Source organism: Roseibium denhamense (assembly GCF_009711415.1).
GTDB lineage: Bacteria > Pseudomonadota > Alphaproteobacteria > Rhizobiales > Stappiaceae > Roseibium > Roseibium denhamense.
This window is the reverse complement of the sequence record NZ_SMLZ01000101.1, coordinates 25,003-38,421: the sequence shown is the minus strand read 5'-3', so window position 1 is coordinate 38,421 and position 13,419 is coordinate 25,003. Positions and strand designations below refer to the sequence as shown.

Sequence of the window (13,419 nt, the reverse complement as noted above, 5' to 3'; positions counted from 1 at the left end):
TGTCCCGGTCAAAGTGAACGCGGCGCCTTGCGGCGCCGCTCCATCACGCAGGAATTTGCTGCGCGTAACTCTGCATTTCGGTTGCGACTTCCATGGTTTTTTGCTGAACGGACTCGGTAGAGCATTCATTGGCAAGTGCCGGGCTGGACAACGCGAAACAGACGCTGAGAGCAAGGATTGTTCTTTTCATGGCATCTTCCATTTTGGAAATAAGTTGGAGTAACGCCGCTGAATTCACATAACCGTGTGACGATGGCAATGCCTTGGAAAAATCATCCTGACAAATACTGAAGTAAATGAGTAGTATTCTGGTAATGTATGCAAAATAAATATTTGATAAAGGGCTCCAGATCAGAATGAAAGTGATTTTTGTCACTGAAATTACGTGTAAAGCAGCAGTGCGAGCGGGATGGTGACAGAGGCTGTCAGCGTTTGCAGAGTTATGATTTCTGCCATCAGCTTCGCGTCTCCGCCCATTTGCCTTGCAAGCAGATACGAACTGCTTGCAGACGGGACGGCGCAGGCCACTATGATCACACTGAGCGCAGGCCCCGTAACGTTGAAGATCCAGGCGAATCCAAAGGCGACCAGGGGCATGAGAAGCGGGCGCAGGAAGGTTCCCATGGTCAAGGCTGGACCAGGACGGCGCAGGGAGCTGAGATCCAGTCCGGCCCCCACGCAGATGATGCCGATGGGCACGGCGGCGCTGGCAAAGATCGCGAGCGTGTTGTCGAACACCTGCGGAAGGGTGAGGCCCGTCAGGTTGAAGACAACACCGGCGGCGATCGAGACAATGAAGGGGTTCGAGTAAAGATCCTTGAGAATCTTTGCGCCGCTGGGCGTCGTGCCGCTCGCATAGCGGGACAAGACCAAGATGCACAGGATGTTGAGGATCGGGATCATGAACACCATTGCGACCGCCAGCATGGCAAGGCCAAGGTCTCCGGCCACGTTATCGGCAATCGCAAGCGCGATCATGGCATTCCAGCGCAAGGTTCCCTGAAAAATCGAGGTGAAGCGGTAGGAGGCAATCCCCCAGATGCGCTCGGTAAGCGGTCTGAAAAGCAGGAGAAACGCCGCCATGACAACTATGGTCGCCAGTAGGGCGCCGCCCATGTTGAAGGTCGGAACACTTGAGAAGTCGGCTTGTGAAATGGTGCGGAACAGGACCGCCGGAAACAGAACGTAATAGGCGAGTTGTTCAACGCCGCGCCACTGATCTCCGGTAATGACACCTGTGCGGGCGATGAGATATCCGCAGGCACTGACGAGGATAACGGGCGTCAACGCGAACAAGGTCATGAGCATGGCGCAGTGCTGCCTTTCTGAAAAAAGACCGCCAGAGCATCAGGCGTGGTGTTGAAAACGCCAACGAGGCTCGGCCAGTCAATAAGCGATCAGGTTTGAGCGGAAAAGGGAGACCGGTTGCCGCCCGCTGATCCAGGGTTAGTCCGGAGTGAAAATCACAACGAGGGAACCGTCTGGTGGGGATTATTCATCTAATCCCATGTGGCCCAACCGGTCCAGGAAACCTTGCAGAATGTAGGCGGCGGCCATCTTGTCGACGGCATCTGCGCGTTTTGCCCGGCTGGAATCGGCTTCTAGCAGGGTCCTGGTGACGGCGGCTGTTGAGAGCCTTTCATCCCAGTAGGTCACGGGCAGATCTGTTTTCTGTGCAAGGTTCCGCGAAAAGGCGCGTGTCGCCTGGGCACGCGGGCCTTCGGATCCGTCCATGTTCAGCGGCAATCCGAGCACCATGCCGCCCACCTCGTGCTTGGCGCACAAGCCAAGAAGATATTCGGCATCGATTGTAAACTTCTTGCGGCGGATGGTTTCCATCGGAGAGGCGATACCTCTGCCCAGGTCGGATAGGGCAAGTCCGATTGTCTTGGTGCCAAGATCAAGCCCGATCAATCTGCCCTGGGGCGGAACTGCGGTCAGAAAGTCATTCAGTGAAAGTGCGGGATCGTTTGCCATGCGTGGCCTTTAGCAGTCCACCGGTGGTATGACCAGAGCCTGTGCAAAGGGTAGGTAAACGCTCACCAATATGTAGCCGCCGGACATTTGCCGGAAATGCCGAGAAGAGCCCTGTGAGAAACCTTAGACCGGCTCCGTATCGGCTCTCAGATAGCTGTGCCCCTGCGGTCCATTTTGCTCATTGAGCCAGATGGACAACTCGTCCATGGGTAGGCTGGGCGTAAAGTAGAAGCCTTGAAGACAATTCGCGCCCATGAGTGTGGCAAATTCGGCCTGACGATCGGTTTCGATGCCCTCCGCAACCGTGAAGCAGCCAAGGTCGGTGGCCATGGTGATGGTTGACGCCAGGATGGTGCGTGCCCGGGCATTCTGGTTGGCTGCAGAAATGATTGATTGATCGATCTTCAGGAAGTCGACAGGCAGGCTCGCAAGGCGTGTGATGTTGGAATATCCGCTGCCAAAATCATCGATCGAAATCCGGTAACCCAGGTCATGAAGGCCGTTGAAGGCCGCGATAGCCCTTTGTTCGGATGTGAACAGGGCATCTTCGGTCACTTCGATTTCCAAAAGAGAGCGGTCAAAGCCTTGCTCCTTTTGGATCGCCTCGACCGTTTCTATGAAATCAGGGGCAACGAAGTGATCTGAGCCGATATTGACCGACATCCAAAGATCGTGGCCATTGCTTCGAAGGATCTCAAGATCGCGCATGGCCTGCGCCACGACCCATTCGCCGAGCCGGTTCATGGTGTGGGATCCCATCAATACCGGAACCCAGAATTTGGGCAGATAGAGACCGATTTCCGGATGGTCCCAGCGTGCAAGCGCTTCAACGCTGATGACTTTCCTGCGGCGGGTGCAGATCTTGGGCTGATACTCCAGATAAAGCTCGCCGTTTTCCATTGCGTTCATGAGATCGCGGCGGATTTCTGCCGCGGACTTTGTACCAAGCAGGGGCGTATAGATCTGGGTCCGGTTCTTGCCGGCGCTCTTGGCGTGATACATCGCGATATCCGCCCGTTTGATCAGTTCCTCAAGATCACGGCCATCCTTCGGAAACCTTGCGCATCCAACGCTGGCACTCATCATCACATTCTGGTTCGGTGCCGGTGCCGCGAGGGCTGACCGCACTGCTTCGAGGGTGGCCTTTACGGTCGTGTCGTCCACGGCCCCCTTTACCACCATGATGAATTCGTCTCCTCCTATGCGGGCTGCGATCGGAGTTTCCCGGGAGGCGCCGCTTTCTGCCGGAAGCGTCTCGGCAAGGTTTTCCGCGACCGTTTCCAGGGCCTGTGCGCAGGCCTGCAAATGCTGATCGCCAGCATCATGACCGAGCAGGTCGTTGATTTCCTTGAAGTTGTCCAGATCGATCAACAGAAGGATTCCGCCGCCTTTGGCTGATGTTGCCCGCTCCAGTATCGGGCTGGACAAGGTCAAAAGGCTGCCCCTGTTGGGAAGTCCAGTCACTTGATCGGTAAAGGCGAGCTTTTCAATCTTCCGATTGGCGGTGGTCATCCGGTCAACCAGGCGATTGTAGCTTGCGCAAACCTCATTGACCTCAAGAAAGTGCATCATTTTCGGCGGGCTGGTGACCTGCGCGAGCTTTCGCTGAACAGTGCTGTCATGCATCACCCTGGCAAGGTTCTCGATAGGGCGCGACAAGGAGCGGGCGAAATAGGCCCCAACGGCCAGCGTTGACAGTACGGCAAGTGCCATGATCAAACCTAAGGATGATTGGGACGCCTTCGCCTTTGCGTAAATCTCGCTCACGGGCTGCGGTACCATCACACCCCATCCGGGGCCCGGGACGGTTGTGAACCCAGCAATCATGTTCTTGTTTGCCGAAGGCGAATAAAATTCGCCGATGCCGGTTTCCCCGCGCATCATCTGCGCAACAACGAGAATTTCTGAAAGATTGCGTCTTTCTTCGATCCAGTCGGGCTTGGGATGTGCAATGACATTCCCCGCTCGGTCGACAATGGCCGCATGACCTTCTTCTCCAAAGGTGATGCTTTTTCCGAGCTCGATTATATAGTCCGGAGCAATCGCGGCGACGGCAACATGATCTCCCAAATCCTTGATGAGAAAGATGGCATTGCTCCCATCCGGGCCGGGCTTGACGTTGGTGAACTCGGTCCCGTCGAAGCGCGCGAAATCTCCAAGGGATCGTATGAGTGCGGGTGTGAAGAAGCTCTCGCTGAACGGTGCCGATGAAATGGTCTTGAAGATGCCGCCACTGGTCTTGTCGACGATTGCCAGACATTTGATATCCAGCTGCTGCAGCCACGTTCCAAGTTCTTGCATCGCATCACCGCGCTGGATTGCCATCGCTGCTGCGTCGACGCCAAAGACGAGGTCACGCTGATAACGATCCAGCGCGCCAGCGGCTTTTCGTGCAAGCAGAAGATGCCGGTCTCTGACCTCTTCGAATTCCCGGGAGACCGTGTCGCGATACGACCAGACGCTGAAAATCAGGGTCGGTACGATCGCTGCGAGTAAAAAAAACAAGACGAGGTAGCTTCGGATCTTCATCCAATTTCCTTGTCAAACCGGCGCAGTGCCTAGATCAGCCGCCTTCCATGTGATCAGGCATTGCCCGATGCAGTAATTATGAATTCCCGCAATCCTTTTGCCGCCAGCATAAATCCCGCATGCAGCGTTCCGACCCAGCACCTATTCTTTGTATAATCGTCTCAAAAGAGCCACGCGGCAACATTAGAAAAGCTAGCATTGTTAATTTAACCCTGCGGTTTTACGTAGAATGACGCAGATGTTTCGGGTGGAGAAAACAATATGAAGCTTACATGGTTTGGTCATTCGGCATTCAAAATCGAACATGCCGGAACAAGCATTTTGATTGATCCGTTTTTGACTGGAAATCCCTCCTTTCCAGAAAACTTGACGATAGATCAGGTTGCCGATGGGGTGACGCACGTTATCCTCACCCACGGGCACGATGATCATGTCGGTGACAGTATCGATATCCTGAAGAAGACCGGCGCCCAGCTGACTTCGAACTTCGAGATTTGCATGTGGGCGAACCGCCAGGGTGTCGAGAACATCAACCCGATGAACACCGGCGGAATGGTGGATGCCGGAGCGTTCAAGGTTGCTCTGACCAAGGCCGAACACTCATCTTCGAAACAAAGCGATGGCGAGGCGATCTACCTGGGTAATCCGCATGGCGTGATTATCGAGTTCCCTGGGCAGAAAGTGGTCTATCACATGGGAGATACCGATATCTTTTCCGACATGGCACTGATCAACGAGATCTACAGGCCTAAGGTCGGGCTGGTACCGGTGGGGGACCGTTTCACAATGGGCGGGAAGGTTGCCGCACTGGCTTGCCAGCGGTTCTTCGAGTTCGACACTATCATCCCCTGTCACTTCGGGTCGTTCCCGATTATCGACCAGACAGCAGACGCGTTCACCAAGGCGTTAGGACAGGATGCTTCGAAAGTGGCAAGCCTGTCGCCCGGTGCTCAACTCGACATTTGACAAGAATTGATCGCAGCGCATTTGGGGCATGCCCGGTACTCCACAACTGGTCAGCTTCAGGCGGTAAACTGGTTCCGCTTTACCGCCCGCTGTTCTAGTCTGCGGTCGCAGGATTAAAATGAGTCGGAAACACGGATCATGAAACAGATAAAACGGCTAATTCCGGTCCTTTTTGCGTCGGTTTTCATCAGCGCGTTGCCAGCGCAAGCGGCCGATAAATCCATTACGCCGGATGGAAAGCCAGCACCATCCCAGCCAAGTGCGAAGCCGGGATCGAAAGCCGCAGCGGCCGAAGCGGAAACTGCAAAAACGCTTTATCCCGAACTGCGCGAAGTGTTTTCCGGGAGCAAGACCATTGCCGGGGAAACCGTTTCCTTCCCGCAAAACAATCCGTCCGTTCATGCCATCGAACTCACACTTCAGCCGGGTCAGGTAACCGGATGGCATCAGCACAAGGCGCCCTTGTTTGCCTATATCCTCCAAGGTGAGATCACCGTCACCTATGAAGAAATCGGCAAGAAGGTCTATCGTGAAGGCGAGGGTATCCTCGAAGCCATGTCTGTGACACATCGCGGAGAAAACACCGGAGACACTCCGGTCCGGATCCTTGCGGTTTACCTGCTCGGAGACGGCAATGAGGCAACCGTTCCGGAAGAAGCACCGGGATCAGACAAGCTCAAGGTCGAATAAGACGTTTAAGGCCGGCATGCGCGGTCCCGATTGGGCCGCGCTAGCTAGGCAACATCTTTGCTCTGACCGCTAACTAGTGCGTATCGCATTAATTTAAATTCATCATATGTCGTCTTTTGCGTTGAAATCATTGATTTCAGAAAGTGAAAGACGACACCGGCTAAATGCGCTTTGCCCTAGTGTCCGACAGACTTGGAAAACACGTTGATCACGATCACGCCCGCCAGGATCAACGCAAGTCCGATGAGCGCGGGAAGATCCAGTTTCTGGTCAAAAACAAACCATGCCACCATTGTAATCAAGACAATGCCGGCGCCAGACCATATGGCGTAGACGACACCTGTCGGCAGCACCTTGATCGGAAACGACAGGCACCAGAAGGACACCGCGTATCCAAGGACCGTTATGATGGACGGGACGAGGCGGGTGAAATTGTCAGAACGGGCCAGAGCCGATGTCGCAATGACCTCGGAAACAATGGCAGCGCCCAGAAACAGATAGGTCGCCAGCGTGATACCTGCCGTCATAAGCGGTTAAGAAGGTCAGGCGTCGGCCAGGCATCTGCCGGCATGCCGAGTTGCTGTTGCACCTGTTGAACCGCATTCCGGGTTCCAGCGCCCAATATCCCGTCGATCTTGCCGACATCATAACCCATTGCCTGGAGCTTGGTCTGCAGCTGCTTCATCTGCGGATCACTCAAGCCCGGGTCCGGATTGCCCTGATTGTAAACCGGGGCGCCCGCCAGCCGTGTTGCGAAATAGGCGGCGGTGGTTGTGTAGATGAAGGACTGGTTCCACTCCAGGTAAATTTCGTAGTTCGGATAGGCCAGAAACGCCGGGCCCTTGCGGCCCTGCGGCAGCAGAAGGGAGGCCTGCAGGTCGCCCGAGATCTGACCGCTGCGTGGCGCAACACCGAGGGCAGCCCAATCTGAACCGCTCTTGGTTTTACCAAGACCGGTCTCGGCCCAGTTAAGGTCCTGCGGGACGATGACTTCCTGGAGCCAGGGTTCACCCGCGCGCCAGCCGAGGCTGTGAATGAAAGCACCGGCGGTCAAGATGGCATCTTCCGCGCTTTGTTTCAGGTAGACATGGCCGTCGCCATCTCCGTCCTTTCCATACTTGATGATGTCTTCGGGCAGCATTTGCACCATGCCGATTTCCCCGGCCCAGGCGCCGGTGGTGCGCTGCGGGTCCAAATCACCGTGCTGAACCATTTCAATCGCGGCGATCAGCTGCGGGCGGAACAATTCCGGACGCCGGCAATCATGGGCGAGGGAGGCAAGTGCATTGACCGTGTTGAAGTCGCCTTGAACGGCGCCGTAGTCGGTTTCAAGCGCCCAAAATGCGGTGATGACCGGCGCGGGAATGCCGTACTCGCGCTCAGTGCGGTCGAAGATCGCGCCATATTTTTGCATATTGGCCGCGCCGTTTTTCATCCGGTATCCGGAGATAACCCGCTTGGAAAAATCAAGAAACGGCATCTTGAAGACGCCCTGGGCCCGGTCGCGTGACAGGACTTTGCGGTCAATCTGGGCATTTGCGAGCGTGCGGTCGGCGGCCTGTGGCGATAGGCCTTTTGCCACCGCTTCCTGTTTTACGCCTGCAAGGAACTGACGAAAATCACCACCGCACTCCTGCGCGTGAGCGGCTGGTACAGGGGTCAGCAGCAGGGTGGCGGCAAGCGCGGCGGGAGCGGAAAGGCGGCGGCTCATAAAAATGTCCTGTCGTCGGATTGAAAGGCGCGTGGCGGACCGTGAAATCGGTCACAGTTGACTGTGCATCACGCCGCCGGTCAACCGGCGGACATCGTGAAAACCGGGATCATCCACCAATTGCATACCCGGGAAGGCGGGCTACTGGCAGTTCCGGCCGCCGGAGCCAACCATGAGACTTCCATCCGGCGATTTTTGCATGGGCTTGTTGATGGTCGCCGAGGAGCGGCAGCCACCGGCCGCGCCGTCCGGAGAAGCCCCATATCCGCCCCGCGCCGGGGAGTTTTGCTGAAGGCAAATCTGATAAGCCATATCGTAAAGCGCTTGCCAGCCGCCCGGCAAAGACCCGAGATTGTCGAGAACGCCGAGCGCGCCGCCAGCTTCTGCGCCGCGCCGCGCTCCCGATTGTCCGCGCCATGCACCGCCAACGACGGCGCCTTCCATTCCGCCCGACACCGCATCGCCCATCACGTCGCCGCTGCCCATACGAGCATTCGCATAATCGGTCGCGTAAAGAACGCAGTCGGTTCCTTGGGCACTCGCTGGCAAAGCGGGGAAGGCGAGCGCCATGACAAAGGTGAACAAGCAACTATGTGCTGCGGCAAATGTGGACCTGTTACTCATGGCGTTTTTCCCGCTACGACGATGTGATTTAGTCCGGGTAGGTATAATACGGCGTATTCCCATAAGACTTGGTTTCGTTTTGCTGGCGCTCGATCGCGTCTTCCCGCACATATCCGCGCCGGTCCTGATAACCCGCCTCGCACCAGCCGTCGCTACAGGTATTATATCTCACGGCAGCCCCTTCCGGAATGATTGCCATGACTGGCAGGCTTGTGTCCGGTGATCCGCGGAATTCTGTGGCCTCACGGGCGATCCCGATATTCATATGGGTAAGGTCTATTGGAAGTTCGGCCGGGGTTTCCCAGTCATCGGGCTCCAGACCGGTCGGGTCGTTTGGTTGTTCATTCACGATTGGGTCCTCCGCCTTCGGGTCTTGTGCATCAGCACTTGCAATGATGCCGGCATTTTCTCCGGTCACGATTGCAGTGGCCACTTTAACGGGCTCCATGAAGTCTTTCCCGACAAACCCTTGGGCACCATTAAATGAGACGCCGCACCACCATCTTCCGCAATCCTTAAACCGGATGCCGGTGTTTTCGGGAATGACGGCGACAATGTCGGCATTCTTGTCTTCGCTCTCGCGCAGATTTACCGAGACCGTGGTTCGGCCGGAATTGGGATACGCCGGATCAACAGAAACCCCTGTGGCTAGGTCCTGCGGCGGTTCCTGAACTGACAAAGGAACGGTATCGGGTCGCAGTTGATCGGATCGTCCTGGGATATCCCGGGGGCTCGCCGAATGGTCCGTTTGAGGGGTTGCTGGCGCATGCGCATGACCGATGCCTGCTGGTCCGTTCCCGGCCGGAGCTGGTCGAATTCCTGAAGATACTGGGAGTGTTGCAGCGGTACTGGCCAGGCGGACCGCAGCGCGCAGATGCGGATCAGGCGTTGCGGGCCCGGACACAGGCTCACGTCGCGGAGCTGGGGACTGTGCTGCTGTCTCCGGTTCTGGAGTCAGGTCAGAGGCAGCGCTGGTCCCCGCCGCAAAGGCATCGCGGATCCGCTCCTTGGCCGATGCGATCTGGGCTCCGCTCGGTTTTTCAAGCAGCGGCGAAGCGGGAACATTGATTGTTTCCGTGTTCACGGTCAGGTCAGTTGCCCCGCTCTCCAGTTTCAAAACATCGAATTCCACTGCAAGCGCACCACCGCCGACAAAGCCAATCACTAGAGTGGACAAGGCGAGATAGCGGAAGCCCGGCGGGGAAGGGGGCGCATGGACTGTTGGCGCACTGGGCGCCGGCTGGTCAAGGTGGGCGCTTGATGCGGGGTCCGGCTTTGTCAGGACGCGCGGAATATCGAGAGGCGGCTCGTCTTCCTCCTCCAGCCAGGTGGCTTTGGGCCGTTTGGGCGGCAGGCCGCCTGGGTCTGCATTGGCCGAATGCAGCTGCAGGATCCGGGCGGCAAGTGCGCTGCCGTCTGTCTCTTGCGTCGGGCCGGAGCCTGGTTCGATGTGTGGTGCATTGTCCGCATGTGTTTCTGGGTCAAGATCTGGCGTCTTTTGTTGGGCGGATACAGGAAACATGGAGCCCTCCAGTCTGCGGTTGAGGGCACGCGACAAGCCGCGTACCGTTTAATGAACACAGTTATTAAGAAATGTTAATGCGACCGCACACGGGCCGGATTGAGGCCTATTTTTGAAGTTTCTCGGTAATTATGACGATGTTGTGATCGGGGCAGTATGAGACAGCAGGGCTGTTTGCAAATGCCTAACCGTTTGTTGCGATCTTGGAACAAGTGGGATGCATCAGACAGGGCACTTGTTTGATGGAAGGACTGTGGGCATTGAGGCGAGTTATGCGCGGTTATAAGACTTTTCTGACGCGAATGCGGGGCGTGCCAGTTGCGGGTGCACTCGCAGGCATTCTGGCTTTGGCGGCTTTCCAAGCCCCGGTCCGCGCCCAGGAGCCGCAGCCGCTCCGCATTGGTCTTATGGGAACATTTTCCGGACCTGCCTCGATTTACGGCAAGCACATGCGCGACGGGTTCATGCTCGCCGTAAAACAGTCGAATGGCGCGCTAGGCGGTCTGGAGACAAGCATCATTGAAACGGACGACAAGCTCGATCCGGAGCTTGCCGTCGACCAGGTAACCAAGCTCATCGAAGAGAACGGCATTGATGTGCTTGTCGGCGTGAACTTTTCGAAAATCATGCTGGCCGTCCACGACCCTGTTGTCCGGAGCCGGACGCTGTTCATCGGCACACATTCCGGGCCGGCGCCGATTGCCGGCCGCAGCTGCAGCCGCTACTTCTTCTCAACCGGTGCCCAGGACGACCAGGTGCATGAAACCATGGGCCGCTATGCCAGTTTGAAAGGCTATCAGAACATCGTCACCATTGCGCCCGATTATGAAGCGGCCCGCGATGCGGTGGCTGCGTTCCGGCGCCATTTCAAGGGCCAGATTGCAAGAGATTTCTTTCCAAGGCTCGGCAGTACCGATTTTTCCCAGGAGTTTGAACAGATCGCCGAACTCCAGCCCGACGCGATTTATGCCTACATGCCCGGTGGAATGGGGGTGGAGCTGGTCCGGCAGTTTCACACATCCGGTCTGAAGGGCATCGTTCCCTTCCTGTCATCGGATACCATCAACGAAATCACGCTGCCCTATACATCCGAACAGGCGGAGGGCCTTTTTTCCGCGTCCTCATGGGCGCCCAATCTGGACAATCCCGCAAACAAGCGTTTCGTTCGTGAGTTTGGCCGGGAGTACAACTACGCGCCGTCCGTCTATGCAGCGCATGGGTATGATGCCGCCAAGCTCATTCATTTCTCCTTGGAACTGACCGGTGGTATCAAGGAACAGGAAGCGCTGATGTCGGCCATTTCCGCAGCGCCCTTTGAGAGCGTGCGCGGGGATTTCCGTTTCAATTCCAATCAGTTCCCGATCCAGGACTTCTATCTGGTCGAAGGTGTCCGCCGGACGAGCACGCTGTATGAGATGGAAGCGGTCGCGCGCGTCTTTGATGACGTCGGTGACGCTTATTCCGGGTCCTGCCGGATGTAAATAATCTCATTTGGTGTTTTTGAAACGACCGGTCCAAAATATCTGCACGCACCCTCTTGTATTCCGGACTGGGCAGTTCATATTAGGTCAATGACCGACACCGCTGCTCAAGTCTCCGCCAAAGAAACCAGGCCTTCCGGACCCGGACGACCCCGTGAGTTTGATGAGGGGGCTGCGCTTGAAGCAGCCTTGCAGGTGTTCTGGTCCAAAGGATACGAAGCGACCTCCCTTGATGACCTGACGAAGGCGATGGGCCTGAGCCGATCAAGCTTCTACGGTGCGTTCGGCGGCAAGCAGCAGCTTTTCATCAGGGCGCTCGAGAGTTACTCCAGGAGTTGTCTGGATGATCTGCGGGCGATCGCAGCGGATGCCCCGGAGGATCCGGTAGCGGCCATGATGCTGGCTCTGTCTGGCGAGGTGTCCGGCCCGCGGGGGTGTCTCTTGATTAACTGCCTTGCGGAATTGGCACCCAATGACAGCAAGGTCGCTGAAATTGGCCGCAGGCACCTAGAAACAATCGAAGACGTCTTCGCAAAGACACTCGACGCAGAGGATCCAGAGGCAGCCCGTGACAAGGCAAGCGCCTACGCGTCCCTTGCCATCGGGACGCTCGCGCTCCGAAAGGCGGGCGTATCGCCGGACCGCATTACCAAGACCTTGAAGCAGGCCAGATCAGTCCTGTCGCCGTAAATACCCGCATGCCTTAACTCTCGACACCGCATCGAGAAGGCGTGTGGCCAAATATGGACCAGTCAGTCCGTAAAATTCAAACTCCCCTCATTGAAAGCCAAGGAGCTATCAAATGTCAGATCCGAAATTGTTCGCACCGGGCAAAGCAGGTGCCATTGACCTGAAAAACCGGATAGTCATGGCACCTCTGACCCGCAACCGGGCACGTGCGGAAGACGATGCGCCATATGAATTGCAGGCCAAATACTATGGTCAGCGTGCGTCAGCCGGTTTGATCATAACCGAGGCCTCGCAGATCTCCCCTCAAGGAAAAGGATATGCCTGGACACCGGGGATTTATTCCGAAGCCCAGATTGAGGGCTGGAAGAAGGTGACGAAGGCCGTTCATGACCGGGGCGGAAAAATCGTGATCCAGCTTTGGCATGTGGGCCGGATCTCCCATCCTGTGCTTCAGCCCGACGGCGCTGACCCGGTTGCCCCTTCTGCCATCTCGGCAGCCTCAAAGTCCTTTGACGGTGAGAACTTCATTGAGACAACCACACCGCGGGCGCTCGAAATTGATGAAATCGCCGGAATTGTCGAGGATTACCGGAAGGCGACGTTGAACGCCAAGGCTGCCGGTTTCGATGGCGTGGAGATCCATGCGGCAAACGGCTATCTGATTGACCAGTTTTTGAAGGACGGTGCCAACCAGCGCCGGGACGACTATGGCGGGTCGATCGAAAACCGGTCCCGTTTCCTGAAAGAGGTGGTCGATGCGGTCGTGGGCGCCTGGAGCGCTGATCGTGTCGGGATCCGTCTCAGCCCGTTCTCGAATGCCAACAACATCACCGAGAGCAATCCGCAGCCGCTGTTTGAGCATGTGGTCAAGGTCCTGAACGGTTATGGCCTTGCCTATCTCCATCTGGTGGAAGGGCAGACTGGCGGTCCGCGTGACATCCCGGAAGGGGCTGACCTGAGCGCTCTTTATGCCCTGTTTGACGGAGCGAAGATGGGCAACAACAACTATGACCGGGACATGGCGATTGAAGCTGTTGAGAACGGAACGCTTGATCTCATTGCGATCGGCCGGCCCCTGATCGCCAATCCGGATCTTGTGGAGCGTTACCGGAAAAACGCGCCTTTGAATGACCTTGACCCGGACACGCTCTATGGTGGCGATGAAAAGGGGTATACGGATTACCCGGCATTGCCGGAGGCAATGGTTGCCGCTGAATAGAGCAAATCGA

13 protein-coding genes are annotated in these 13,419 nt (G+C 56.7%); 5 read left to right on the top strand and 8 right to left on the bottom strand.

The window, feature by feature from the left end; genetic code table 11:
• Positions 1–43 precede the first annotated feature (43 nt).
• The 4 genes from E1180_RS07480 to E1180_RS07465 form a co-directional block, all read right to left on the bottom strand.
• Positions 44–190 (bottom strand): hypothetical protein, encoded by a 147-nt coding sequence (locus E1180_RS07480; RefSeq protein ID WP_155190551.1) that lies wholly within the window; start codon positions 188–190, stop codon positions 44–46.
• A 191-nt stretch (positions 191–381) separates the two neighbouring features.
• Positions 382–1,308 carry an AEC family transporter gene (locus E1180_RS07475; protein WP_155190550.1) on the bottom strand — a complete coding sequence of 309 codons (927 nt, stop codon included), beginning with the start codon at positions 1,306–1,308 and terminating at the stop codon, positions 382–384.
• A gap of 183 nt (positions 1,309–1,491) precedes the next feature.
• Positions 1,492–1,977, bottom strand: coding sequence for a Holliday junction resolvase RuvX (gene ruvX / locus E1180_RS07470; protein ID WP_155190549.1), 486 nt, complete (start codon positions 1,975–1,977; stop codon positions 1,492–1,494).
• Positions 1,978–2,100: 123 nt separating this feature from the next.
• On the bottom strand, positions 2,101–4,506 hold the full coding sequence (locus E1180_RS07465) for a bifunctional diguanylate cyclase/phosphodiesterase (protein WP_155190548.1): 2,406 nt from the start codon (positions 4,504–4,506) through the stop codon (positions 2,101–2,103).
• 261 nt (positions 4,507–4,767) lie between these two features.
• On the opposite strand from E1180_RS07465, the gene E1180_RS07460 reads away from it, so the two are divergent.
• The gene (locus E1180_RS07460; RefSeq protein ID WP_155190547.1) at positions 4,768–5,472 is read left to right on the top strand and encodes a metal-dependent hydrolase; all 705 of its coding nucleotides are present in this window, start codon (positions 4,768–4,770) and stop codon (positions 5,470–5,472) included.
• A gap of 138 nt (positions 5,473–5,610) precedes the next feature.
• The gene (locus E1180_RS07455) at positions 5,611–6,162 is read left to right on the top strand and encodes a cupin domain-containing protein (RefSeq protein WP_155190546.1); all 552 of its coding nucleotides are present in this window, start codon (positions 5,611–5,613) and stop codon (positions 6,160–6,162) included.
• A gap of 176 nt (positions 6,163–6,338) precedes the next feature.
• Here E1180_RS07455 and E1180_RS07450 read toward each other — a convergent pair whose 3' ends face one another.
• The 4 genes from E1180_RS07450 to E1180_RS07435 all read right to left on the bottom strand — a co-directional run bounded on the left by E1180_RS07450 (position 6,339) and on the right by E1180_RS07435 (position 10,019).
• Complete coding sequence (locus E1180_RS07450; RefSeq protein WP_155190609.1) at positions 6,339–6,671, bottom strand: SMR family transporter; 333 nt, start codon at positions 6,669–6,671, stop codon at positions 6,339–6,341.
• Between the two features lie 14 nt (positions 6,672–6,685).
• Positions 6,686–7,873, bottom strand: coding sequence for a lytic murein transglycosylase (locus E1180_RS07445; RefSeq protein WP_155190545.1), 1,188 nt, complete (start codon positions 7,871–7,873; stop codon positions 6,686–6,688).
• Between the two features lie 141 nt (positions 7,874–8,014).
• Positions 8,015–8,497, bottom strand: a complete 483-nt coding sequence (locus tag E1180_RS07440; RefSeq protein ID WP_208996996.1) for a hypothetical protein — start codon at positions 8,495–8,497, stop codon at positions 8,015–8,017.
• Between the two features lie 28 nt (positions 8,498–8,525).
• Entirely contained in the window at positions 8,526–10,019 is a 1,494-nt protein-coding gene (locus E1180_RS07435) for a hypothetical protein (RefSeq protein WP_155190544.1), read from the bottom strand.
• 272 nt (positions 10,020–10,291) lie between these two features.
• Between E1180_RS07435 and E1180_RS07430 the strand changes: the two genes are divergently transcribed.
• From E1180_RS07430 to E1180_RS07420, 3 genes are all read left to right on the top strand, one after another.
• On the top strand, positions 10,292–11,500 hold the full coding sequence (locus E1180_RS07430; RefSeq protein ID WP_208996995.1) for an ABC transporter substrate-binding protein: 1,209 nt from the start codon (positions 10,292–10,294) through the stop codon (positions 11,498–11,500).
• Positions 11,501–11,590: 90 nt separating this feature from the next.
• Complete coding sequence (locus tag E1180_RS07425; RefSeq protein WP_155190543.1) at positions 11,591–12,190, top strand: TetR/AcrR family transcriptional regulator; 600 nt, start codon at positions 11,591–11,593, stop codon at positions 12,188–12,190.
• Between the two features lie 112 nt (positions 12,191–12,302).
• On the top strand, positions 12,303–13,409 hold the full coding sequence (locus E1180_RS07420) for an alkene reductase (protein ID WP_155190542.1): 1,107 nt from the start codon (positions 12,303–12,305) through the stop codon (positions 13,407–13,409).
• Positions 13,410–13,419: the final 10 nt, after the last annotated feature.